The organism is Gracilibacillus sp. YIM 98692 (genome assembly GCF_010993965.1).
In the GTDB taxonomy this organism is placed as follows: Bacteria; Bacillota; Bacilli; order Bacillales; family Amphibacillaceae; genus Gracilibacillus.
This window is the reverse complement of record NZ_WIXM01000013.1, coordinates 61016-82857: the sequence shown is the minus strand read 5'-3', so window position 1 is coordinate 82857 and position 21842 is coordinate 61016. Positions and strand designations below refer to the sequence as shown.

23 protein-coding genes and 1 riboswitch are annotated in these 21842 nt (G+C 38.8%); of the genes, 7 read left to right on the top strand and 16 right to left on the bottom strand.

Features of this window, described 5'->3' with window-relative positions; all coding sequences use genetic code 11:
* Nucleotides 1-110: 110 nt before the first annotated feature.
* The 5 genes from GHD00_RS12760 to GHD00_RS12740 all read right to left on the bottom strand — a co-directional run bounded on the left by GHD00_RS12760 (nt 111) and on the right by GHD00_RS12740 (nt 4719).
* On the bottom strand, nt 111-1013 hold the full coding sequence (locus GHD00_RS12760) for a DUF1002 domain-containing protein (protein ID WP_163538559.1): 903 nt from the start codon (nt 1011-1013) through the stop codon (nt 111-113).
* 75 nt (nt 1014-1088) lie between these two features.
* On the bottom strand, nt 1089-2192 hold the full coding sequence (locus tag GHD00_RS12755) for an alpha-hydroxy acid oxidase (protein ID WP_240468686.1): 1104 nt from the start codon (nt 2190-2192) through the stop codon (nt 1089-1091).
* Between the two features lie 10 nt (nt 2193-2202).
* Entirely contained in the window at nt 2203-2877 is a 675-nt protein-coding gene (locus GHD00_RS12750) for a methionine ABC transporter permease (RefSeq protein WP_163538557.1), read from the bottom strand.
* Entirely contained in the window at nt 2867-3901 is a 1035-nt protein-coding gene (locus GHD00_RS12745) for a methionine ABC transporter ATP-binding protein (protein ID WP_163538556.1), read from the bottom strand. Before GHD00_RS12745 ends, GHD00_RS12750 begins: the two co-directional genes overlap by 11 nt.
* Before the next feature lie 20 nt (nt 3902-3921).
* Nucleotides 3922-4719, bottom strand: coding sequence for a MetQ/NlpA family ABC transporter substrate-binding protein (locus GHD00_RS12740; protein ID WP_163538555.1), 798 nt, complete (start codon nt 4717-4719; stop codon nt 3922-3924).
* Nucleotides 4720-4880: 161 nt separating this feature from the next.
* Nucleotides 4881-4988, bottom strand: a riboswitch (SAM riboswitch).
* A 167-nt stretch (nt 4989-5155) separates the two neighbouring features.
* Between GHD00_RS12740 and GHD00_RS12735 the strand changes: the two genes are divergently transcribed.
* Nucleotides 5156-6235 (top strand): iron-containing alcohol dehydrogenase family protein, encoded by a 1080-nt coding sequence (locus tag GHD00_RS12735; RefSeq protein WP_163538554.1) that lies wholly within the window; start codon nt 5156-5158, stop codon nt 6233-6235.
* A 370-nt stretch (nt 6236-6605) separates the two neighbouring features.
* Here GHD00_RS12735 and GHD00_RS12730 read toward each other — a convergent pair whose 3' ends face one another.
* The 3 genes from GHD00_RS12730 to GHD00_RS12720 are packed head-to-tail and all read right to left on the bottom strand — an operon-like array spanning nt 6606 to nt 8919.
* Nucleotides 6606-7076, bottom strand: coding sequence for a thioesterase family protein (locus tag GHD00_RS12730; RefSeq protein WP_163538553.1), 471 nt, complete (start codon nt 7074-7076; stop codon nt 6606-6608).
* On the bottom strand, nt 7073-8026 hold the full coding sequence (locus GHD00_RS12725; protein ID WP_163538552.1) for a 3-hydroxyacyl-CoA dehydrogenase NAD-binding domain-containing protein: 954 nt from the start codon (nt 8024-8026) through the stop codon (nt 7073-7075). Before GHD00_RS12725 ends, GHD00_RS12730 begins: the two co-directional genes overlap by 4 nt.
* A gap of 2 nt (nt 8027-8028) precedes the next feature.
* The gene (locus GHD00_RS12720) at nt 8029-8919 is read right to left on the bottom strand and encodes a beta-keto acid cleavage family enzyme (protein ID WP_163538551.1); all 891 of its coding nucleotides are present in this window, start codon (nt 8917-8919) and stop codon (nt 8029-8031) included.
* Between the two features lie 337 nt (nt 8920-9256).
* Here GHD00_RS12720 and GHD00_RS12715 point away from each other — a divergent pair, with 337 nt between their 5' ends.
* Nucleotides 9257-10804, top strand: coding sequence for a BCCT family transporter (locus tag GHD00_RS12715; RefSeq protein WP_163538550.1), 1548 nt, complete (start codon nt 9257-9259; stop codon nt 10802-10804).
* 16 nt (nt 10805-10820) lie between these two features.
* On the top strand, nt 10821-11222 hold the full coding sequence (locus GHD00_RS12710; protein WP_205600763.1) for a carboxymuconolactone decarboxylase family protein: 402 nt from the start codon (nt 10821-10823) through the stop codon (nt 11220-11222).
* Nucleotides 11223-11532: 310 nt separating this feature from the next.
* Here GHD00_RS12710 and GHD00_RS12705 read toward each other — a convergent pair whose 3' ends face one another.
* Both GHD00_RS12705 and GHD00_RS12700 read right to left on the bottom strand, forming a co-directional pair.
* A complete protein-coding gene (locus tag GHD00_RS12705) occupies nt 11533-12075 on the bottom strand; it encodes a TetR/AcrR family transcriptional regulator (RefSeq protein ID WP_163538548.1) in 543 nt (180 codons plus the stop codon).
* Between the two features lie 93 nt (nt 12076-12168).
* Nucleotides 12169-12546 (bottom strand): RidA family protein, encoded by a 378-nt coding sequence (locus GHD00_RS12700; RefSeq protein WP_163538547.1) that lies wholly within the window; start codon nt 12544-12546, stop codon nt 12169-12171.
* Nucleotides 12547-12652: 106 nt separating this feature from the next.
* On the opposite strand from GHD00_RS12700, the gene GHD00_RS12695 reads away from it, so the two are divergent.
* The gene (locus tag GHD00_RS12695) at nt 12653-13054 is read left to right on the top strand and encodes a secondary thiamine-phosphate synthase enzyme YjbQ (protein WP_163538546.1); all 402 of its coding nucleotides are present in this window, start codon (nt 12653-12655) and stop codon (nt 13052-13054) included.
* Nucleotides 13055-13237: 183 nt separating this feature from the next.
* On the opposite strand, the gene uxaC is transcribed toward GHD00_RS12695, so the two are convergent.
* Nucleotides 13238-14641 (bottom strand): glucuronate isomerase, encoded by a 1404-nt coding sequence (gene uxaC, locus GHD00_RS12690; RefSeq protein WP_163538545.1) that lies wholly within the window; start codon nt 14639-14641, stop codon nt 13238-13240.
* A 28-nt stretch (nt 14642-14669) separates the two neighbouring features.
* On the bottom strand, nt 14670-16160 hold the full coding sequence (locus GHD00_RS12685; RefSeq protein WP_163538567.1) for a tagaturonate epimerase family protein: 1491 nt from the start codon (nt 16158-16160) through the stop codon (nt 14670-14672).
* 176 nt (nt 16161-16336) lie between these two features.
* On the opposite strand from GHD00_RS12685, the gene GHD00_RS12680 reads away from it, so the two are divergent.
* The 3 genes from GHD00_RS12680 to ymzB all read left to right on the top strand — a co-directional run bounded on the left by GHD00_RS12680 (nt 16337) and on the right by ymzB (nt 18411).
* Nucleotides 16337-17326, top strand: a complete 990-nt coding sequence (locus tag GHD00_RS12680; protein ID WP_163538544.1) for a LacI family DNA-binding transcriptional regulator — start codon at nt 16337-16339, stop codon at nt 17324-17326.
* A 55-nt stretch (nt 17327-17381) separates the two neighbouring features.
* Nucleotides 17382-17945 (top strand): hypothetical protein, encoded by a 564-nt coding sequence (locus GHD00_RS12675; RefSeq protein ID WP_240468685.1) that lies wholly within the window; start codon nt 17382-17384, stop codon nt 17943-17945.
* 109 nt (nt 17946-18054) lie between these two features.
* Nucleotides 18055-18411 carry a protein YmzB gene (gene ymzB / locus GHD00_RS12670; RefSeq protein WP_163538543.1) on the top strand — a complete coding sequence of 119 codons (357 nt, stop codon included), beginning with the start codon at nt 18055-18057 and terminating at the stop codon, nt 18409-18411.
* Nucleotides 18412-18534: 123 nt separating this feature from the next.
* Here ymzB and larC2 read toward each other — a convergent pair whose 3' ends face one another.
* The 4 genes from larC2 to kduI all read right to left on the bottom strand — a co-directional run bounded on the left by larC2 (nt 18535) and on the right by kduI (nt 21837).
* Entirely contained in the window at nt 18535-19008 is a 474-nt protein-coding gene (gene larC2, locus GHD00_RS12665) for a nickel pincer cofactor biosynthesis protein LarC2 (RefSeq protein WP_163538542.1), read from the bottom strand.
* A gap of 127 nt (nt 19009-19135) precedes the next feature.
* Nucleotides 19136-19717 carry a spore protease YyaC gene (gene yyaC, locus GHD00_RS12660; protein ID WP_163538541.1) on the bottom strand — a complete coding sequence of 194 codons (582 nt, stop codon included), beginning with the start codon at nt 19715-19717 and terminating at the stop codon, nt 19136-19138.
* Nucleotides 19718-20211: 494 nt separating this feature from the next.
* Nucleotides 20212-20994, bottom strand: a complete 783-nt coding sequence (kduD, locus tag GHD00_RS12655; RefSeq protein ID WP_163538540.1) for a 2-dehydro-3-deoxy-D-gluconate 5-dehydrogenase KduD — start codon at nt 20992-20994, stop codon at nt 20212-20214.
* A gap of 12 nt (nt 20995-21006) precedes the next feature.
* Entirely contained in the window at nt 21007-21837 is an 831-nt protein-coding gene (kduI, locus tag GHD00_RS12650; protein ID WP_163538539.1) for a 5-dehydro-4-deoxy-D-glucuronate isomerase, read from the bottom strand.
* Between the last annotated feature and the right edge of the window lie 5 nt (nt 21838-21842).

Genomic DNA, 21842 nt, shown 5'->3' with positions numbered 1-21842 from the left:
TAGTCTTTATTTATTATAGCTTATGTAAAGCGCTTACTCCATCTAGAAGATTGTCTAATTTTCACTAAACGAAAAGCGCCACAGCTTTTTTTCTGCTGTGACGCTTTATCCTAATTAAATATGGCACGTATAGACTGAATGATATCATCAAAAAAATTCCTCACCGATTGCCAAAAACCTTCCGGGTCCCCGCCAGTTACTTCTTCTAAGGTCCCTCTAAGATCACCAACAATGCTTTCTAATTGATCCTTTACTTGGCCGAAGTCAATATTCAAATTACGAATCTTATCAAATAAGCTTGTCAGCATTTCCCGTTCCTCTGGTGTTAATTCAATGTTGAGCTGATCTAACTTTTCATTGACAATACGTTCTACATCTTCTTTTGTAGCTGGGTTCTGTTCTGAAATCTCTTTTTTAATTTCGCTAAGAAGCTCACTAACTTCTTCTTGATCTATCCCTGCTTTTTCTGCTAACTCTGTTGCAACATCTAATTCTTCATTGGCTACTTCCATGCGTTCCTGATCCAGTGATTCTCCTTCTACATTAAACGCCTTATATATACCAGTAAGTGCCGAATGGCCACTTACTTTTAGTGGAGACGCCACATCGATAAGAGCATTCTCCACTCCTGCTGTTAATAGCGCATTAGCATACATCTCATTCGTCACCTGAGTAATGTTATCCGGATTAACAATATTGACTACAAGACCGTATCCTTCCTGCTTTCTCGTAATTTTTGCTGAAGAATACATATTAGAGCTAGGATCACCACCAATAAATTGAACAAGATCCTCCGCTGTCACCGTATATTCCTGCACTTGATCAGGATCAGCAGCATCTAATAAACTTCGAACCTTATCTTTTTGTTCTTCCGATAAGGATTCTCCTAAAACAACAATAGGCTTACCATGACGTTCATCTATTCCTTCGTCTCCCTCACTTGCATAAACAAATGGCACGATAACTTGTACAAAAACAAATAATAAAGTAAGCATCCAACATAATTTTTTCATTGATTATCTCCTTCTTTTAAAATACTTACTCCTATATTATGCAAAATTCCATAAAAAATGGGAAGAATAATAAAGTTAGGAACGAGATAATAACGACCGATCTACTTGCTGCACAGAAGGAACACCTGACAGCATTAGTGTCGTTTTCAAATCTTGTTTTAGCTGCTGTAATACTTGCCATACACCTTGCTTACCGCCTAACGTAAGTCCATATAGAAAAGGTCTTCCTAATAACACAGCGTCTGCCCCTAAAGCCAACGCAGTGACAATATCTGGACCTGATCGAACACCGCTATCTAAAAGAATCGTTATTTGATTACCAACGCGATCTTTAATCCCCGGCAATGCATCAATAGATGGAATACATCGATCTAACTGACGGCCACCATGATTCGATACAATAATACCATCTACTCCGATTTCTACTGCCTGTTGTGCATCATCAGGATGCAATATACCTTTTATATAGATCGGTAAACTTGTCCATTCACGCAATGTCTGTATGTCATTCCAGCTTAAAGATGGACGATAAAAGTATTTCTTCATTTCATCTAGATAATCGTGTGGATCCTTCTCTTTTACATAACCTTGAAAAACAGGATCCTGTACATAATTTGCCTTCCCCTTACCTAACGCAAACGGAGAATAACCATTTCGAATATCTCGTTCTCTGTTTCCAAGAATCGGCATATCAGTAGTGACAACAATTGCCTCATATCCTGCTTTTTCAGCTCTTTGAACAAAACTCTTAGCAATACCAGAATCATTAGGATAATAAAGTTGAAACCACCTGCTTGCTTCCGGCTTAGCAGAACGAATATCTTCTAATGAGTTAGATGCTACTGTACTAGCTATAAAAGGTATGCCGTGCTCGTAAGCTGCTTGAACGGTAGCACGTTCCCCTTCAGGGTGAACAAGTCCTTGCATTCCAATAGGCGCTAATAAGATCGGTGCTTCTATTTTTTTTCGATTAAAAGTAGTTTCTAGGGAGACATCCGACACATCTGCTCCAAAACGTGGAACGATCCTCCATTTTTTAAAAGCCTCTGTATTAGCATATAATGTTTCTTCTCTTCCCCCACCACTCTCAATATATTCATAAACATCATGTTGCAACAGCTTTTTCGCTGTTTGCTCTAAGTCGTCAAAACGAATGGGAAAAGGTTGTTGTGATTGCATACTCATCACCTTAATCTTTCTTTAGCTTGGCAGATACTCTGTTCCCAATGGTTTGTACAGCTTGAACAAGTATAATAAGTATAATAACTGTTACATACATAATATCTGCTTGATAACGTAAATGTCCGTATCGATAAGCTAGGTCACCTAGCCCGCCTGCACCTACTAAACCAGCCATTGCAGTGGCACCAATTAACCCAATCGTTGCAATGGTTAATCCTAGTACAATAGATGGACGTGCCTCGCGAATTAATACATGCCATATGATATGACGTGTTTTAATGCCCATCGCTTCGTATGCTTCGATAATGCCTCTATTTACCTCTAATAGGCTTGATTCCATTAAACGTGCAATATACGGTGCCGTAAACACTACTAACGGGACGATAACCCCTTTTACCCCAATCGTTGTTCCTACGACAAACTTGGTAAATGGCAAGATAAAGAATAATAAAATAATAAACGGGATGGAGCGCAGAATGTTAATGATCGCATTTAAGGCTTGATAAATAACCCTATTTTCTAAAGCTTTTCCAGGGCCTGTTAATGTTAATAAAACCCCTAGTGGAAGTCCAATAATCACCGAAATCGTTAACGATATACCAACCATGATTAAAGTATCCAAAAAAGATACCCAAATTTCTGCTCCCCAATTATCTATAAATTCTGATACACTAGTTAGCATCTGTTAGATTCCCCTTTTCGTAATTCTCCACGATGACACCACTATCTTTCAAGAAATCAATCGCTTTTTGTGCCTCTTCATCACTTCCATCTAAATGCACAATCAAACGGCCAAAAGGACGTTCTTTTAAATCCGTAATATTTCCACCTAAAATAGATGGGAATACATCAAACTTTTTCGTTACCATTGCTAAAGCCGGATCACCAGCTGATTCTCCAATAAAAGATAAAGAGGCAATTTTGCCCGTACCTTTTAATTTTTTCAGTAAATCTCCTGGAATAGCATCGTTAAATAAGGATTGAATAAAACGTTGAGCCGTTTGTGTTTGCGGTTTAGAGAATACGTCAATAACAGAGCCTTGCTCGATTACTTCTCCCATTTCCATCACGGCAACTTCGTGACATATTTTCTGCACAACATTCATTTCATGTGTAATGAGGAGAATGGTGATACCTAGCTCTTTATTAATTTTACTTAATAATTTCAAAATAGACTCCGTTGTATCGGGGTCAAGTGCACTAGTTGCTTCATCACAAAGCAGTACTTTCGGCTCATGTGCTAAAGCGCGTGCTATCGCCACACGTTGCTTTTGCCCTCCAGACAATTGGGCAGGATAAGCCTTTAGCTTATCCTGCAATCCTACAATTTCAATATATTTGTGCACTCTTTGTTTAATTTCTTTACTCGGAACACCTGTTAACTTTAACGGTAATGCAATATTTTCATAAACGGTACCTGTTTTCAATAAATTAAACGACTGAAAAATCATCCCCATCTGGCGACGTACTTCGTTTAGTTTTCCAGAACTTAGCTTGGTTAAATCTTTTCCTTCAAATAGAACCTGTCCTGTTGTAGGCTTTTCGAGTAAATTTGCCATTCGGACTAATGTACTTTTACCAGCACCACTGTAGCCAATGACACCATATATGGATCCTTCTTCCACTTTCAATGAAACGTCATTTAATGCTTTCACATCTCTCTTGTTGTCCTTAAATACCTTTGTAATGTTTTTAAATTCTATCATTGCTACTTTGTGCTCCTTTCTTACCACGAAGGAATAACAGAGCCCTCAAATTCCTCTTCGATAAATGTTTTGACTTCATCAGAACGATAAATCTCAATTATTTGTTGAATTCTTTCATCATCTTGATTTTCTTCACGAGTTGCTAAAACGTTAACCCAAGGCGAATCTTTTGGTTCCATATGAATGGAATCTTCTGATGGCACTCGTCCACTTTCTAATGCATAATTTGTATTTATAGCAGCAAAATCTACTTCATCTAATTGACGTGGAATTTGCGATGCCTCTAATGGTACAAATTCTAAATCTAAAGGATTTTCTTCGATATCGCGAATAGAGACATTAATACCTAAATCATCAGGTAACGTAATTAACCCTGCATCTTGGAATAAAATAAGCGCTCGCGGTTCCCCTGATGAGTGGTTTGGCAACCCTACTTTATCGCCTTCTTGAATTTCATCTAAACTTTCATATTTATTAGAATATATACCCATCGGGAAGTTTACCGTATTTGCTACATTAACTAAGTTTAAGTCACCTTCATCACGAGCATTATTCATAAAGGGTTCATGTTGGAAGATGTTCGCATCTAGTTCTCCTTCATCTAAAGCTGTATTCGGCATAACATAATCATTAAAGACTACCACTTCGATATCTAAACCTTCCTCACTAGCTAGATCTTTTACTTTATTTAAAATATCCTCGTGCGGCCCTGCTGTCACTCCTACTTTTAATGTTCCATCCGCACTTGAATTATTATCTCCACAAGCTGCCAATAAAAACACTAATGTAAAACTTAAAAATACTATCCATTTCTTCATGTTGATATCCCCCTAAGTATTTAGTATCCGTTCTGAGTCTGAGTCGATGTAATGAAAACACTTGCGTTCTTATACTATCACATTTCTACAAAATGATTAATTATAGCATAAAAAAATTCTCCACCTGTTAAGATAGAGAATCCTTGTTACATCGTCGCTCTCTCTTATCTTCAAACAGTAACACTGCTTGCTGGATTTAGCACCTTTCTATATGCATAGACGGTTGCCGGGTTTCATTGGGCCAGTCCCTCCACCACTCTTGATAAGACTATTTAATTTGTTGATGATTATATCTGACAATAAAAATGAAGTCAATATATTCTTCGCAAAAATTCGTCATTTTTTGAAAATAAATGGATGGCTGCTCAACTTTATTGACAGTGAAGGGAAGGAATGCAATAATCACCGTTAAATACTAAGGCTTGAGGTGAAAAGAATGGATAGATTACATGTAAAAGGTGCCCCTAACTATTATCAATGCTATGAAGGGGTTCTTCATGATTTATTTCCTTTATTAAAACAGCATAAATTCCATCATGCACTCATTATACATGGGGATACATCTTGGATAAAAGTTCAAAACTATTTTAAAAACCCATCGATAAAGTGTCAATTTATTCAGTATAAAGGGCAGTGCACACATGAAGAAGTAGATCGAATTGTTGAAGAGGTTCAAGGTTTGGATATTGATGTGATTGTAGGTATTGGTGGAGGAAAGGTCGTAGACTTAGCTAAAGCTTGTGGAGCAAAAGCCAATTTGCCTGTCTCTCTTGTACCTACTTTAGCATCCAACTGTGCGCCATGGACACCGCTTTCTGTTTTCTATGACCAAAGCGGAAACTTTTTAGAATATATTATATTTCCAGATAGTACTTATATGGTACTGCTTGATCCACAAGTGGTCTTGGATTCCCCTCTTCCTTATTTACGCGCTGGTATTGGAGATACAATAGCTAAATGGTATGAAGCAGATGTATTAACACGATCACTGTCTCAAAAACCAGTTTCCCTTGACATAGCCTTACACGCAGCCAGGTTATGTCGTGATATTTTAATTGATGAAGGCGAAAAAGCCATTGAAGCGATTGAAACACAACATCTGAACCATTCTTTTAATCGAGTAATCGAAACGATTATTATGGCTGGCGGTATGGTTGGCGGTTACGGGGATCACTACGGAAGAGTATCTGGGGCTCACTCGATCCATAATGGCCTCACACATATAGAAGAAACACATCAGCATTTACATGGTAACAAAGTAGCTTATGGTATTTTTGTACAATTATGTTTGGAAGATAGGTTAGACGAGATTAAGGAATTATTGCCTTTTTACAGAAAAATGCAACTACCTGCTCAACTAAAAGAGCTCGGTATTGACCATGTTACCGAAGAAATTGTGACCACAATTGCAGAAGGGGCTACCAAACCAAACGAGTCGATTCATTTTATGAATGTTTCCGATCCCAAGCAAGTAAAAGACGCTATTTATCAACTAGAAGATTTTATGCAATATTAAGAAAAAAACGGATAAAACCCGCCAGTCCTATCCGCATCTTACATGAACAAATTCGCATCAGAACAAAACTGCGACATGGTGAAAATTTGTCTTGGTGTCGCTTCCTGCCATTCTAATTTGAGATGTGCGCCTCGAAAGGAACAGTTTGAAGACTCCCGCATGAAGCGTCCTTTGCTTCTGAGGAAGCTAAAGTGTTCCCCACGGAAAGCGAGTGTTTTTCCGCAGCGACGATTAAGCATTCATCTTTAAACGAGTGGGAGGGAAATATTTATAAGTTACTGCGTAGCTTATAGTTTTGTGATCTATTTTTATGCTTAAGAAAAGGGGCTGTAAAACATCGCTAATTTCAATGTTTTGAGTCAGCCCCTGCTCATTTTCTTCTAATGCCGATTTTCCGTCCTGCTTGTTTTGGCTGGTCTTGGTCGGCTTGTTCTTTATAAATTTTCGCAACATTTCCAGATACTGGATCCGGAAAGGGAGCTCCGCGTACTTCGGTTTGATCAATCCCCATCAACATTTCTTCTAATGTGGCAACAAGGTTTCCTTCTTTGTTCTTCATCGATAAAAACAGGTGGATGCGTTTAGCATCGTAATCAAGTATTTGGGCAGTTATTTCAAAACCTTCGCCTTCTTTCATTTCTTGCAGGTAACACGTATGGGTCTCTAAAGTATAGACCGTATAACTCCAATCGATGCGCGCTTTTTCGTAAAGGCCGATGTGATCAATAAAGGCATCCGTCGCCTCACTGAAAGCACGGTTATATTCAGCATCGTTCATATGACCGTTGTAATCAACCCATTCAAAAGGTACAAGTTTTGAAAATTGAAAGGCTTGATTCATGATGAATTCTCCTTTGTTTCATCAGACTCTTTAGGCCAGTATTCCTGAACTAGATCGTATAGACGAATTAAAAATTCGTTTCGGCTTTGATCGAGATCTGACATTGTCATACCGTTAGACTGACGTTCACAACCAGAAACTACTTTATCATAAAGTTTGTCCGTTAGTTCTGGCGCTTCGAGCTTCGTCCAAGGTTTTTTCAAAGCCGGACCAAATTGTTTCAGCATGTGACGCATTCCGCCTTCCCCGCCAGCTAGGTGGAAGGTTAAGAAAGGACCATACTGTGCATAGCGAAGACCTGCACCGTGTGTGAAAGCTTTATCGACTTCCGCAGTTGTCGCAATACCTTCATTGACAATGTGTAGAGATTCTCTCCAAATCGCTTCGATTAGCCTATCCGCAATATGTCCCTCAATTTCGTGGCGAACGAGTAAAACGCTCATTTGAAGGCCTTCATAATAGGATTTTGCTTTTTCTACGTTCTCTGATGTTGTTTGTTTGCCAGGTACGATTTCCACAAGTGGCAAAATATACACCGGATGAAATGGGTGTGCAACGACAAAACGTTCAGGGTGCTGAAGATTATCCTGCAGTTCTGATGGCATAATACCCGACGTGCTTGAACCAACTAAAGCGTCTGATTTTGCATGCTTATCAATATCCTGCAAAACCTTCTGCTTCAGTTCTTCTATTTCAGGCACATTTTCTTGGATAAAGTCAGCGTCCTGAACAGCATCTCCTAATTCCTTTTCAAAAGTTAACCGTTCTTTTGATGCTCCATCAGCTAATCCAAGAGCCTCTACGTAAGGCCATGCGTTATCAATAGCACGGCGCATTCGCTCTTCTGCTCCCTCCGCCGGATCTGTTGCCACGACATCATGCCCTTGTGAAAGCATACGGGCAATCCAGCCATTTCCGATTACCCCTGTTCCAACTACTGCAATTTTCATATCTATTCCCTCCCCTGTGGATTTCGTAAATTAAGATATTCACGTGCTTCTTGAGGTGTCATTGGTTCAAGATCCAATCCACTAAGCATCGTTACTGCTTTATCAACAAGCTGTTCATTCTTAGCGACTACTCCTTTAGATAGATAAATATTATCTTCTAACCCAACACGGACATTTCCGCCAAGAAGTGCTGTTTGAGAAGCTATCGGAATTTGCATACGGCCGATTCCAAAGGCAGACCAATGGGCGTTCTCAGGAATACGGTTTTTCATATAAAGAATGGTCTCTGCATCAGCAGCCGCTCCCCAAGGGATTCCCAGGCAAAATTGATACATCGGATCTCCGTCAATCAATCCTTCTTTAACTAATTGGTTAGCAAAACGCAAATGGCCACTGTCAAAGCACTCCAACTCAGGCTTCACACCACTTTCCTGTATCATTTTCGCCTGATCACGCAACCAGTCTGTCGGACTCATATAGATCATGTTACCGAAGTTCGTGCTTCCGCAATCTAGTGTGCACATCTCAGGCAGAAGCTCACCAACAGGCTCGTGACGCTCAGAAGGTATCTGAATATCAGTACCTTCCCCGCCGGCCGCTGGAGTATTTAAACTTGGAATAAAATCCCCACCACCACCAGACGTAATATTGATGATCACATCCGTTTCTGATTCACGGATACGGTCCACAATTTCTCTGTAGTGCTCCAGATTGTGGCTAATGCCTCCTGTTTTAGGATCACGCGCATGAACATGGGCAATTGTAGCTCCTGCTTTCGCCGCTTCTATGGCAGACTCTGCAATTTCTTTCGGTGTTACAGGTACATGTGGATTTTTTTCTAATGTGTCCCCTGCTCCTGTTACTGCAGAAGTGAGTAATACTTTATTTTTCATTCAAAAGAACCTCCTTGGAACTTGCTAGGTTTGCTTATTTTTTAAAGTGTACCATCCGGACTGTTAATTATCAATATTTTTTTATTTTTATTTTTATTACCACTGATGTATAGCTTCTCCCTTCTTATATTTTTTATGTGTAAAACGTGGATAACCTTCAATCACCTCTTGATCCTTCAAATATCTTTTTAAAACTCTTATATAATCTATTATCTTCTATATAATTGAATATTCTTCGATAAGCTACCCAATACCTCTTTTGAAAAACAACCGTCTGGATTGTACAGTTTTAAATGGCTAGTGGAAGTATCGACATTTTATAAAGGAGGAATTTATTTTGAATAAAAAACTCATGGATTGGAAAACGTTCTGGGGAGCATTATCACTATTAATCTCTGTATCGCTGCCTTTAATCATTTTTCCAAAGAAGGGAAAAGAAATTGTACTTGCAGTTAATGATATCGTTACACAAAGGTTAGGGCTCTTGTTCTTATCTATAGGTTTAATCATGTTACTCTTCCTGCTTTTTGTAGGAATAAGTCGCTACGGAGATATTAAACTAGGAGATAAGGAGACGAATCCCGAGTTTAGAACATGGTCATGGGCTGCTATGTTGTTTACAAGTGGAATTGGGACAGGAATTTTGTATTGGGGAGTCATCGAGTGGGCTTACTATTACCAAGGTCCTCCATTTGGGATAGAAGCTGGCTCTAAGGAAGCCATCCAATGGGCGTCCACCTACGGCTTTTTCCACTGGGGACCAATTGCTTGGGCAATGTTCGCGATCCCAGCCTTACCGATCGGCTATTTGTTTTTTGTAAAAAAGGCGGATGTATTTAAAATTAGTGAAGCCTGCCGTCCTGTCTTAGGCAAACATACGGACGGACCTATCGGGAGAATGATTGATATACTTTTTATGTTCGGATTACTAGGAGGAGGCGGTACAGGGCTGGCCCTATCAGCTCCGATTATTTCCGCAGGTCTAAATAACCTAATCGGTATGCCGGACAATATCATGACCAAATCGATTATTTTACTTGTATGTACCATGATCTTCGGATTTAGTGCTTATTCTGGTCTGCAAAAAGGGATTCGATTTCTTAGTGATATAAACTTATGGCTTGCATTTGTGCTGCTCCTCTTTATTTTTGTGGTCGGTCCAACCTCATTTATCATGGAGTCAACAGGAACTGCTCTTGGTCGTATGATGGACAACTTTTTCACCATGAGCCTGTGGGCAGAACCTTTCAATGACCTCGGCCCCTTCGAACGTTCCGGATTCCCAGAGGGCTGGACGGTATTTTACTGGGCTTGGTGGATTGTTTATGCTCCGTTTGTTGGTTTATTTATTGCTCGGATATCCAAAGGGAGAACGATACGTCAAGTCGTTTTTGGAACCATTCTGTTTGGAAGTTTAGGTACGATTTTATTCTTCGGTATTCTTGGAAATTACTCTATGCACTTGGAGCTTAGTGGACAGTTTTCGGTAGTAGAAACGATGAACCAACAGGGAGATGCTGCGGCCATTATCGGTACACTGACACAACTTCCGTTCTCAACCATTGCAGTTATCATATTCGTTTTATTGGCAACAGTCTTTTTATCCACAACTTATGATTCTGGGTCTTATGTCATCGCCTCTGTTGTACAGAAACGTGTAGAAGGAGAACCAATACGATTAAATCGTTTATTCTGGGCCCTCGCTCTTTCTGTTCTACCGATGATTTTCATGTACCTCGGCGGACTGACCACATTGCAGACGATTAGTATTATTGGAGGTTTCCCTCTGTTAATCATCCTGCCAATATTAGGCTGTTCATTTATTAAAATGGTCAACAAGGATAAAGAAACAGAAGAAATGAAAGATAAAAGAAAGGCATCCTAAGAAAAAAGGAGAATCCATGATGACAACACGTTATGATAAAGGAAAAAAGACTTTACAGGAGTATACTGACCCTGTAAAAGGAACGAACCATTTTGAACTAATGAAAGAACTGGATGATATCGCACCAGACATTGGTAAGTACATTGTTGAATTTGCGTATGGCGATATCTATAACCGAGATCATTTGAGCAAAAAGTTCCGTGCACTCACCGTGCTATCCAGCTTGATCACTCAAGGATCCGGAAGTCTTCCACAGCTTGAATTGCACATTAACACAGCAATAAATGCTGGCTTGACTGAGGAAGAGATAGTCGAGGCGATGATTCAGCTCATTCCTTATGTTGGCTTTCCAACCGTCATCAATGCTGTAAAACAAGCTAAACATGTGTTTCACGAACGTTTACAAGAATCTGAGTAAGTATAAGTAATAAGAAAAGCGCAAGCGCCTTGGTCACCCCCGACAAGCTTAAGTCGAGCCCCTATGTGGTGCTTTTTTGCCACAAAGAGACTCGACTTAAGACCTCGAGGGGGTAGGCGCTGGAGCTAGACAGCGAAGCGTAAACTCGTCGATGGACGAATCTTTGGCGAAGTTAAAGACGTAGTTGCACTTATCTATCTTCCTCATCGTGGTATCTACGTCGAATTGACTTCACCTGTAACACGATAAAAATTCTGATAAGGTAAAAAAAGTCACCAGTTCCTCTGAAGATCTGGTGACTTTTTTTCATTTATTCGTCTGGATACGTTTGGTCTGTTAACCGTTCCAATACTTTTTTTCTAAGGCTCGGATTTAATGGGCCAAGACCAAAGATTTCCGATAACCAAAGCCCGTCCACAGCTAGACGCAGAATTGTTGCATCCACATGGTCAATTCCATCGTGCTCAATGTTATTCTGCCAGTCTGCATATGTATCCTGCAACGGCTTTAAGAGCTTTGGATTCATCCCTTGCGCAGCTAACATCCCTGCACTGATCGTTTCATTTTCCACACTTTTGTCATGCATGACATGGATAAATGATCGTGCCCATTTTCCTTGGTCCTTTTCATCTTTTTCCACGAGCTCTTCCACATTGTAGCGATAGATCTCATTCATGTGCTGAACCAATCCCTCCACTAAAGATTCCTTCGTGGAAAAATGATATAAAAGCCCGCCCTTACTGACTTTGGCACGCTCTGCTACAGCATTTAAAGTCAAAGCATCGCTGCCCTTCTCTTTAACGATTAAGGCTGCCGCTTCTAAAATTTTATGCCGCTTCGATTCTCTTGGCATGCTTATTCCCTCATTTGTAAGTACGTTTTTTCCTAATATTATCAGTAGCTTGGCTTTTTTTCAATTTAATTTGGGTGCAATGACACCACTTTCTTATTTTTTTGCAATAACATCCATTTCTACGCCTACGCCTTTTGGAAGCTTGCTTACCTCCACCGTAGCACGTGCAGGATATGGCTCTTGTAAATATTTTGCATATGCTTCATTAATGGTGGCAAAATCATCCATATTGATAATGTATATCGTGAATTTTGCTACATTAGCGAAGGTAAGACCCGCTTTATCTAAGATAGCTTGTAAATTTTTCATGACTTGGTCTGTTTGTGCTATAATATCCCCTTCTACTACTTCCATTGTTTCTGGATTTAGCGGAATTTGACCTGATACGAATACTAAGTCTCCCAAATCAATCGCTTGAGAATAAGGACCAATCGCTTGTGGTGCTTGATTAGTATGTATTGCTTTTACCATTTATATCGCTTCCTTTCCTCGTTTCTACCTACTTAAAAATTTTAACATAGATACGATTTTTAGTAGAATAATAATAGACAAAATTTTTTGAAAAAAGGTGATAAATATGGAAAGAACATTTAACCTTCGGACGAATCAACATGATGAAATGATTGATATTACTCGCGATGTAGCAAGTTTCATACGTGAGCAAGGTGTAATTAACGGGGTCGCCATCGTATCGTCCTTACATACAACAGCTGGTATTACCGTCAATGAAAATGCAGACCCGGATGTAAAAACAGACTTTTTAAGAAGACTTGATGAAGTTTTTCCTTGGGATCATCCGAAAGATTTACATATGGAAGGAAATACGGCCTCACATCTAAAAGTGAGTACGGTCGGACATAACCAAACAATAATAATTTCTAACGGTAATCTCTTACTTGGTACATGGCAAGGGATTTACTTTTGTGAATTTGATGGGCCTCGCTCCCGAAAATTCCATGTGAAGGTTATGGAAGGATAAAGCTGGGCACATTCCATGAATAGTGACCCGTTTGTGCAAAAAAGTGCCCTGTTTCTTGAAAAAAGTGGCCCATTTCAAAACAATTATGGCTCTATTTGTCTTAATTGTGGCCTGTTTATCGTTTACCTCTATATTTTTGTCCGTTAAAAAAGGTTGGCGTTCAACGCCAACCTTTTTTATTTCTTATGAAAACTGAAAGTATTCTTTTGCATTGTAATAAGAAATGTTTTGTACTATTTTGGCAAGAGTCTCTTCATCGTTTGGGTATTCCCCATTCTCTACCCATTCACCAATTAAGTTACACATAATGCGACGGAAATACTCATGTCGAGTGTAAGACAAGAAGCTTCGGGAGTCTGTTAACATACCAATAAACTGACTGAATACACCAATGTCTGCTAATGTCTCCATTTGATTAATCATACCTAGCTTTGTATCATTAAACCACCAAGCGGTACCGAATTGCATTTTACCGGCTACTCCTCCACCCTGGAAACTACCAATTATGGTCGCGATTGTTACATTATCACGAGGGTTTAAGGAGTATAGAATGGTTTTCGGTAAAGCGTCTGCTTGATCTAATGAATCTAACAATTTCACCAACGGTTTTGCGAGCAATTCATCATTCATCGAATCAAAGCCTGTGTCAGGTCCTAGCTCTGCAAACATACGTGAGTTGTTATTACGGTGCGCATTAATATGATACTGCATCGCCCAACCTTTTGCATGATATTGCTGCCCTAAGAAGGTTAGGGTATAGGATTTATATTTTTGCTCTTCATCTAATGAAACTTTTTCTCCGCTTAACGCTTTTTGGAAAATAGATGATACCTCTTCCTCAGTTGCTTCTTGATACATCATTGTATCTAGGGCATGATCAGATACACGACCTCCCACCTCATGGAAGAAATCAACACGCTTTGCTAGTGCTTGCAAGAAATCATCATAGGATTGAATCGAAACACCGGATACGTCTTGTAGTTTGCTTACCCAATCAATAAATCCATCTCGGTTGATTTCTAATCCTTTATCTGGGCGATAGCTTGGCAGAACTTTCACATCAAAGTTTTCATCTGCTTTGATTTTTTCATGATATTCTAGACTATCAGTCGGGTCGTCTGTTGTACATACGACTTCTACACCTGATTTAACGATAAAGTCACGAACATTCCACTCTCCACTATTTAATTGCGCATTCACTTTTTCCCAAATGGCAGGTGCTGTACTTTCATTTAATGGTTCTTCCACACCAAAATAACGTTTCAATTCTAGGTGTGTCCAATGATATAGCGGGTTACCGATTAACATTGGAACGGTTTTTGCCCAAGCTAAAAACTTATCATAATCACTAGCATCACCTGTTACATACTTTTCTTCAACACCGTTCGCTCGCATCGCACGCCATTTATAATGGTCACCATACAGCCAAATTTTTGTAATATTTTCAAACTGTGTATTTTCATAAATTTCCTGCGGGCTTAAATGGCAGTGATAATCTATAATTGGCAAGTCTTTGGCGTATTGATGATACAACTTTTCTGCCGTTTCATTATTTAACACAAAATTTTCGTCCATAAATGCTTTCATGTTAACTCCCACCTTTTTCAAATTATCTTTATAGTCCTAATAAGTCTAAGTGACGACCAATATGCTTCACTAATGCGTTTCGGTAAGCTGATTCGTTGTTTAATAATGTATCAAAGAACTCTGTACGGAATAAGTCATTACCGTTGTTATCTTTTGCTGTAAGTAAAATACCATACGTTACGTGGAATAATTGACGAGCTGCATCATTGTTCATGTATTCTGGTAAATCGCTATCTTGCTGCTCTTCTAATGGTGTAATGCTATCTAAGTCAGGTGTTACGTGATAATATTTAAGCGTTTCTTCAAAATGCTCTTCTGCATGCACGTGCATACGACGGTATAAATCTGGATTGACTTGCGCAATAACGCGTACCGCTTCTAACCAGTTCGTACCAGCTGTTTTAATGTGTAACAATCCTTCTGTGTATTTTCCAATAATAGGGAATACACTGAACTTATCACTACCTGAATGGATACTTAATTTATATCCAAAATACTTCGCAATTTGAGCGTGTTCTTGTAATTCTTTTTCAAATTGCTCCATGTCTCCAATATAATCGATCCCTTTTTGGAACTCACCACAGAACCTTGGTGCTAAACTTTGCACTTTAACACCTCTTCGCTTTAATTCCTCTGCTACGAAAAAGTGCGCTTCTGGTGAAGTTACTGTTTCTGTTTCATCAATCGAAATCTCAAAATCTATTGCTTTATCCGCTTTAGAAATGTACGTATTATACACATGCTCCATAAAGTCAATCGCTTCACCATAAACGAGGACATTTTTCTCTAGGCTTGCTTCATCAAAAGAGATAGATAATCCTTCTACTTCGAAAGTGTTATTTAAATAGTGACTATTATAATATTCTATTTTATCATCGGAAAGTCCTGCATATTCTTTATTAATATCTGCTGCAGTAGCTCCTTCTACATCATTTCGGATTTGTTCTGAACAATCTAACGTTAGGAATGAAAAGCCTAAATTTAGAGCATGCTCAATATCCTCTTCCAATTTAATATGGTCTGCATCTGCCCCATAACCATCTTTATATCCTTCTTGGAATACAGCGAAGCTTGCAGCATCTAAAATATCGGTCATGGTACGATTCAACAACGTTAGCTCACGAATACTTTGCTGTGCTAGAATTGGCTTTACCTTTCTCTCTTTCACTGTCTCAATATGTCCTGGAGAAGCAATTCCTAGTCGATCACCAAGGCCCATTGTAGCAATCTCTGTACCAAATGCTTGCGGAGCTGTATAGTCAAAAAATTGATTGATGACTTTACGGTTTTCATGAGTCAGTTTACAAACTTTCCCTTCTCCTGTGCTTTCCCCTTGTAACGCTTCCAATAGAGCTCCTTGTCCAGCTGCTACTAAGTATTTCTCCGTTCCTTCCTTCACCATTACGATGTTAGTACCATCTTTTTGCTCAAAAGATTTGTCATAAACTGTCACTGCTTCTGTTGATTCTGGTGCTTTTCCTTCTGCTAAACTTGCCAATACAGCTTGAAATTGTTCCACTACTTGAAATTGTTCCACTATATCTCCACTCCCTTTTTAAAATACCGCTTATCTGTTAACGGTTGCAATTTTTCATAATATTTTATAACAACGTTGTTATTTTTATGATATACTATTTAAAAATAGAACACAACAATAATACAAATATTTTTTTTAGAAAGTATAAGGTGATGCAAATGACAGTTACAATAAAAGATATTGCAAAAGTTGCTGGGGTAAGCTATTCCACTGTTTCCAAGGCATTAAATGACAGTCCTCTTGTCAAAGAAATGACAAAAAGGAAAATTTTAAGAACAGCAAAAGAAATGGGATATGAACCTAATTTAGCTGCAAAGCAATTGGTACGAAAGAAGACAGAAGTAATTGGCTTAATTTGGCCTACCATTGAAAGAATTGTGCTTGCTACTCTTGTTACTAATATTAGCAAAGCATTTGAAGAAACTCCTTATTCCATGATTCTATCTGTTGACACACACGAAACAGCTATGGATACGTTTAAGAAGTTTCAAGTCGATGGCATGATTGTCTTTGAGGAAACAAATAGCACAGCAATTACTCAGGAGAATATCCCAATTGTAGCATATGGTGTTTCCGGTAATGCTGAACCGTCCTATCCTATTATTGATGCTAACCATGAGGATTCGATGCATCAAGCTGTTGGATATTTACACAAGCTTGGCCATGAAAAGATTGCTTATGTGGGGCATATTGATACAGAAGATACGTTACAATTAGAAAAAGTAGAAGGCTATCAAAATGCGATGGAACAGCATGGTCTAGATAAAGAAACACTTACGATCGATACAGCGGGGTTAGATTGGTTTGATGGATATACTGCTGTGGAGAAAGTCTTAAGCAGTAAAAATAAACCTACCGCCGTTATTGGGGGTAGTTATGATATTAGCAACGGAATATTAAGAGCGTTACAGGAAAAGGATTTCCAGATCCCTGAAGAGATATCACTTATTAGCTATGATAATATTCCACAAATGGAAACAACGGAAATTCCCATGACTTGTATAGGTGTACCTGTGCAAATTTTAGCAGAAGAGATTGTGCATGCCATTATTAAACGCATCGAGACTGACGAAGAAACAGCACAAGTTCATAAGCTTTTCCCAACCTTAACTGAGCGTCATACATGTGGACCAGCACCAGCTCATTAAGTTGCTGAAACTTTTCCCCATAAATATCGACTAATCAGAGATGAGGAGGGAGTTTATGAGAAGATTACTTGTGTCGATTAGCATTATGCTTTTCTTGTTAGGCTGTGGTTCGAGTGGTAATAATGCACAGACGTCAGATGAGCTGGAGCAATTTACAGTAGAAGACACGTCTGTTGAAGTAGAAAAAGGACCCTTTATATATCGGTTAGTGACAGAAAAAAAGAGCTACACGGTTGGAAGTGATATAGACTTATATGCTGAATTAGAGTATGTTGGCGATCAAGAGGAGATGACGATTTACCATGCAGCTTCACCATTTATCTTCCATGTAGAAGAGAAAACGCGTGATTATGTGATTGGGTATGCGATGAATGAACCTCTGCTTCATACGGTATTAAAAAAAGGGGAACCACTGCGTGAAAAGTATACGAAAAGCGGTGGGTACGGTTCTGAAGACAATGAAGATTATATAGCTTTTATGAAGGACTTTTTAAACAATGGATTTCCTATTGGTTTTTATGAAATAAAAGGGATTGCTGAATTTTTTACACAGAATAATAAGGAAGAGCAAACAGAGTTTCTTATGGAAGGAACAGTAGAATTTAAGGTAGTGGAATGATGCCATGCTTAACTTTTATCCGACCAATGTAACTATATCTCCCGTTAAAATCTTTTCCTGCATGATTAAAAATTTTTGGGATAGCCTAACGATAGGAGGAGGGATAATCATGACAAGTCAGCATTTATCTGTCGAAGAATTTAATCAATTGTTACAGCAATGGAATGGAGAAACCATTAAAATTTCAAAGCAAGAGCTCCAGGATTATGATCAAGCCATCCTAGAGTTGGACTCTATATCTTATTCTAAGGATACAAGAAGGTTGGATGGTTATGAACCGATGCATACCTTACAATTAAATGGTTCTGGCAAAACTTTAACAGATGACAACCAATACAAGCCTCTACCGTCAGACTATTATGAAATACCGTTAGAAGACTCCACTCAATACACTTACCATAATTCTCAATTTTCTTTAAAAACCGACCGTGGTGAATATATCATCGAATTAACATTAGATACTTAAATTCAAAGTATTATTTTAACCTCTAGCAATCCATAAAAGCACCTAATAGATAAGCCTTTATGTGCCTTCTCTATTCGGGGTGCTTTTTATCTAAAATATGAACATACTATGATAAACTTATGATTAGTAAGCGTTACCTAATAAGCCCCACACTGTTTCATAAATCTGCTTTAGTGGAACCTGATGTTTTTCTGCTAGCATGCGACAATCCTCATATTCAGGAGAAACTTTGACCACTTCCCCCTCTAACAATCCTTCCTTGACTGTTATCGTGCCCCATTTGGTATCCACCGTTCGCATTCGACGTTCCATTCGATAAACTGAAAGAGGATAATAACGAATCCCTAACGTTGTTGTTTCTAATAGTAAAATCTCTTTCATCTTTTCTAAATGATTCTTACTACAAAGAAGCTGCAACTGTACTGCTGGACGATTTTTCTTCATATAAATCGGTGTATAATATACATCATTTGCCCCAGCTTCAAACAACTTGTCCATTACATAACCAAGCCATTCCCCAGGTGTATCATCTAAATTCACTTCGACCTTTATCATTTGATCATCTGTATGCTCCTGATCTGGAGGATGCATCACCATCTCTATTCACCTCAGCTCGTCTCGCATTTTTGTGAATATTTTAACATAACCTAATGGGGGATGCACTCGTCTGAAGATAAATCAGTAGCTTTACAATAACTCGCATCTTTAAACAATTAAGTAAAATTTAATTTATAACTTTTTTATTCTCTCTATTAGATAGCCGAATATCTACTTGATGTAAGATTTCCGCCATTTTTTTGGCCATTTCCATGACTGTATGTAATCTTGTATTTTGTAAAACAAGATACTCCATAAACCCTCCTACATTTACTATACCTGTAATGTGCATATCCCCTACCTTTGATAGATCCTTTTTTAATGCCTTGCCCGGGCTTAAAGGGCCTGCCGCAGCCATAATGAAACCGACATTTTTCATTTTCCCCAGGCAAGCATCTATTGCAATAATGTAAGGTTTTTTGTAAGTAGTATGAATCTCTTTTATTTTTTCTTGAAGGTTAACAGCGTGGACTGGGTTAGCTAATGTTCCGTATATCGTCATGTTGGAATGGTTATTTTCAGAAAGGAGTGTTCCGGTGAGAGGGCCTAAAGAATCGCCTGTAGATCGATCAGTACCGATACAAATGACAACAACGTGATGATTCTCATACGGAATGGACCGAGTAATCATTTCGCTTAAATACTCTGTAAGTTTAGGTTCTTGATAGTGGTAAAATTGCTTATTTTCAGACAACCTCTGTGAATTCATAGTTTCTCCTCCTATCTATCATAGTAGTAGTATATGAATTTCATACACATTCTATACACCTATGAAAAAAATTAGGAAAAACTAGATTAACTAATAAAATAAAAAAACAGCCAAAACTCGCCCGTTCCTATCTGCTTTATTCAAACTAATTCTCATTAGAACAAAACTGCGACATAAGTCTTAAAAAAGCTCTGAAGACCGCTCCAGAAATATACTTCGCTTTCCGGGAGCACGGCAAAGAAGACACTGCGAAAGCGACCAAAGGAAGCTTGAGTAGATGTCGCACTTGTGCCCTTAGGTGAAAGCGAGTGTTTTTCCGAAGCGAGATTAACCACTCATCGTTAAATGAGTGGGAGGATAATATTTATAAGTTACTGCGCAGCATTTTTGAGAAAATAGAATCTAACTGAGGGAGTTTATGGATTTTGTGCATGATTTTTATACTATATCTTTATTAAAAAAATGACTAGCGTACGGCCGCTAGTCATTCTTCTTTATCTGGCTAACCATCCTCCGTCGACGGCTAGTACATGTCCATTCATATAATCGGAAGCATTGCTTGCTAGGTATACGACAGTTCCCATTAATTCGCTTGGGTCTCCCCATTTGTTTGCTGGTATCCGTGATAAAATCTCAGTATTTCGTTTTTCATCTTCCCGTATTGGTGCCGTGTTTTTTGTTTTAAAATACCCTGGCGCAATAGCATTTACTTGCACACCGTGCTCTGCTAGTTCGTTAGCGAAAGATTTCGTTAATCCAGCAATGGCATGCTTACTGGCTGTGTATGGCGGAATAAACTTACCTCCTTGAAAAGATAGCATCGAAGCAATGTTAATGATTTTACCTGAACCTTTTTCCACCATCACTTTAGCTGCTTCTTGACTTAACAAATAGACAGCATCCAAATTTAAGGAGAGTACATCATCCCAGTCCTCCTCCTTAAACTCCAGCAATGGATTTCTTCTTATTGTTCCTGCATTATTCACTAAAATATCAACAGTGTCAAATACATCTTGACACGATGGCACAATTGCCCTTATCTGCTTACGATCGGTCAAATCTGCTTGTAAAAACTCCACGTCTCCTTCAGCAGTATCTACTAACTGCTTCGTTTCCTCCCAATTTGTCCCATGTGTCACCACATAGACATTTGCCCCAGCTTTCGCTAAAGCAACAGTATAGGCTTGCCCTAATCCAGTGTTTCCGCCAGTTACGATTGCTACCTTCCCTTTTAACGAGAAAAAATCCAGCGAAAAACCTTCTATTCCAACTGTCATCCAGCAACCTCCTTAACGCAATTCACTCATCTTAATATGATCCATATCATCGTATGAAATGTTTTCCCCGCACATTCCCCAAATAAACGTGTAATGACTTGTTGCTACACCAGAGTGAATCGACCAGCTCGGCGATATCACAGCTTGCTCATTTTTTAATACTAAATGCCTTGTTTCACTTGGTTCTCCCATAAAGTGAAAAGCTCTTGTATCTTCTTCCATATCAAAATACAAGTACACCTCGCTTCGGCGCTCATGTGTATGAGCTGGCATTGTATTCCATACACTTCCTGGCATTAACATGGTCAGTCCCATTTGTAATTGGCAGCTTTCACACACATTCGGGTGAATATATCGATGAATTTTTCGTTCATTAAGTGTCCCTGATTTTCCTAATTCTAATGGCTGAATATCTTTTATATCAATTTTTACCGTTGGATAAGTATGATGTGCTGGCGCTGAATTAATATAAAACTTTGCCGGTTTTGCCGGATCATGAGAACCAAACCATACCTCTTTCGTTCCTCGACCAACATAAAGCCCGTCATGCCGATTCATCTCATACTTTTCTCCATCTAACAGAACATACCCATCATTACCGATATTAATAATGCCTAATTCACGTCGTTCGAGGAAGTAAGACACTCCAATTTGCTTATCCAATTGAATGGTTAAATCCTCCAAAGCAGGTGTCACGCCGCCAAAAATCATACGATCCACATGGGAGTATGTAAGACTTATCTTCCCCTGCTCAAAAAGCTTTTCCACTAGAAACTTCTCACGCAACTCTCCCGTATTATATCGCTTTATTTCCTCCGGATGGTTCGCATAACGAATTTCCATAAAAC

What these genes read in the sequence shown, in the direction of transcription:
- GHD00_RS12745 (WP_163538556.1), bottom strand. Translation starts at nt 3,901, where the DNA reads ATGATAGAATTTAAAAACATTACAAAGGTATTTAAGGACAACAAGAGA.
- GHD00_RS12720 (WP_163538551.1), bottom strand. Translation starts at nt 8,919, where the DNA reads ATGAAAAATAAAGTATTACTCACTTCTGCAGTAACAGGAGCAGGGGAC.
- yyaC (WP_163538541.1), bottom strand. Translation starts at nt 19,717, where the DNA reads ATGAATTCACAGAGGTTGTCTGAAAATAAGCAATTTTACCACTATCAA.
- uxaC (WP_163538545.1), bottom strand. Translation starts at nt 14,641, where the DNA reads ATGAAAGCATTTATGGACGAAAATTTTGTGTTAAATAATGAAACGGCA.
- GHD00_RS12730 (WP_163538553.1), bottom strand. Translation starts at nt 7,076, where the DNA reads ATGAATCAAGCCTTTCAATTTTCAAAACTTGTACCTTTTGAATGGGTT.
- GHD00_RS12725 (WP_163538552.1), bottom strand. Translation starts at nt 8,026, where the DNA reads ATGAAAATTGCAGTAGTTGGAACAGGGGTAATCGGAAATGGCTGGATT.
- larC2 (WP_163538542.1), bottom strand. Translation starts at nt 19,008, where the DNA reads ATGGTGATGCATCCTCCAGATCAGGAGCATACAGATGATCAAATGATA.
- GHD00_RS12740 (WP_163538555.1), bottom strand. Translation starts at nt 4,719, where the DNA reads ATGAAGAAATGGATAGTATTTTTAAGTTTTACATTAGTGTTTTTATTG.
- GHD00_RS12695 (WP_163538546.1), top strand. Translation starts at nt 12,653, where the DNA reads ATGGAAAGAACATTTAACCTTCGGACGAATCAACATGATGAAATGATT.
- GHD00_RS12705 (WP_163538548.1), bottom strand. Translation starts at nt 12,075, where the DNA reads ATGCCAAGAGAATCGAAGCGGCATAAAATTTTAGAAGCGGCAGCCTTA.
- kduI (WP_163538539.1), bottom strand. Translation starts at nt 21,837, where the DNA reads ATGGAAATTCGTTATGCGAACCATCCGGAGGAAATAAAGCGATATAAT.
- ymzB (WP_163538543.1), top strand. Translation starts at nt 18,055, where the DNA reads ATGACAAGTCAGCATTTATCTGTCGAAGAATTTAATCAATTGTTACAG.
- kduD (WP_163538540.1), bottom strand. Translation starts at nt 20,994, where the DNA reads ATGACAGTTGGAATAGAAGGTTTTTCGCTGGATTTTTTCTCGTTAAAA.
- GHD00_RS12735 (WP_163538554.1), top strand. Translation starts at nt 5,156, where the DNA reads ATGGATAGATTACATGTAAAAGGTGCCCCTAACTATTATCAATGCTAT.
- GHD00_RS12680 (WP_163538544.1), top strand. Translation starts at nt 16,337, where the DNA reads ATGACAGTTACAATAAAAGATATTGCAAAAGTTGCTGGGGTAAGCTAT.
- GHD00_RS12675 (WP_240468685.1), top strand. Translation starts at nt 17,382, where the DNA reads ATGAGAAGATTACTTGTGTCGATTAGCATTATGCTTTTCTTGTTAGGC.
- GHD00_RS12760 (WP_163538559.1), bottom strand. Translation starts at nt 1,013, where the DNA reads ATGAAAAAATTATGTTGGATGCTTACTTTATTATTTGTTTTTGTACAA.
- GHD00_RS12755 (WP_240468686.1), bottom strand. Translation starts at nt 2,192, where the DNA reads ATGCAATCACAACAACCTTTTCCCATTCGTTTTGACGACTTAGAGCAA.
- GHD00_RS12710 (WP_205600763.1), top strand. Translation starts at nt 10,821, where the DNA reads ATGATGACAACACGTTATGATAAAGGAAAAAAGACTTTACAGGAGTAT.
- GHD00_RS12700 (WP_163538547.1), bottom strand. Translation starts at nt 12,546, where the DNA reads ATGGTAAAAGCAATACATACTAATCAAGCACCACAAGCGATTGGTCCT.
- GHD00_RS12750 (WP_163538557.1), bottom strand. Translation starts at nt 2,877, where the DNA reads ATGCTAACTAGTGTATCAGAATTTATAGATAATTGGGGAGCAGAAATT.